The organism is Pseudomonas sp. PHC1 (assembly GCF_046487845.1).
Classification (GTDB): domain Bacteria; phylum Pseudomonadota; class Gammaproteobacteria; order Pseudomonadales; family Pseudomonadaceae; genus Aquipseudomonas; species Aquipseudomonas sputi.
This window is the reverse complement of the sequence record NZ_JBJXHJ010000066.1, coordinates 1-1,114: the sequence shown is the minus strand read 5'-3', so window position 1 is coordinate 1,114 and position 1,114 is coordinate 1. Positions and strand designations below refer to the sequence as shown.

Sequence of the window (1,114 nt, the reverse complement as noted above, 5' to 3'; positions counted from 1 at the left end):
ATGGCCGAGCGGTCTAAGGCGCTGCGTTCAGGTCGCAGTCTCCCCTGGAGGCGTGGGTTCGAATCCCACTTCTGACAGCCTGCATTTTTCACAGCAGGCCTTCAAGCTACCAGTAGCACAATATTGGGGAAGAGAGATGTTGACCTTCGCTGGGCGATGAGCGCTTGAGAGACAAGCCACAACGCTTCGTGCCTACACTCTCATCCTGTGAGCACAAAGCAATGCCTTGGCGAACAGTACCTGTGCTACTATGTGTTTGATGAACTGTAAATGAGTATGGACGCGCTCTTTCAAAACATTGAGTGAAAGAACATCTCCCACATCACCTCGTCTGCAAACGGCGCATTAGCTAGATATGTCAGGTTTATGCGTTTTTATTGACACTCAGACCTTGTCCGTAAAATTTGAAATGACTTGGTAATGACTGAATCCTTTGTGGTTACTGTTCTTAATGTGGGATATTTGTATTATAAATGATAGCGAAATACCATGGCCATAGGCTAATACGCAAATTGACACTGTACTCGAGTCGGTTCTCGAGAGACATGATTGGACCGAGTCCCTGGTTCCATGGTGTAATGGTTAGCACTCTGGACTCTGAATCCAGCGATCCGAGTTCAAATCTCGGTGGAACCTGGTAGTAAGAGCAGGCAAAGATTGTGCATTGTAGATTGTGGCTATCTTGTGTCTTGTTCCAGTGTCAGTTCCTATGAAGGTGCACAGGAAACATGAGGGGCATAGAGCATCATCCTCAAACTGGTGCACGTTTGTAATAAGCCTGAATCGCAATGTAGAAGAACTCCATCTGCTTGATTTCCTGCTTGTTGTTGTGTTAGTGTCATTCACTACCCAAAATAGTCAGTTTTCCATACTTTGTCACTCTCTATAACCATCCGCTAATGACGAGGCTTCGCCTTTGTTGTAGCTGTGTTTACATTCTGTGGACTGAACAGCGAACAAGAGAGATTCCCCACCCATCATCGCTAATTGCTATGTGGATCGCGAATCGTAGGTCGGCACCTTAAGGCACCGTCAGGATGGCCGAGCGGTCTAAGGCGCTGCGTTCAGGTCGCAGTCTCCCCTGGAGGCGTGGGTTCGAATCCCACTTCTGACA

Annotated in this window: 2 tRNA genes; both read left to right on the top strand. The window is 47.7% G+C overall.

Features of this window, described 5'->3' with window-relative positions:
- Positions 1-564: 564 nt before the first annotated feature.
- Positions 565-636: transfer RNA gene (locus ACKJSM_RS28655), tRNA-Gln, on the top strand.
- Between the two features lie 395 nt (positions 637-1,031).
- Positions 1,032-1,114, top strand: a tRNA-Leu gene (locus tag ACKJSM_RS28650).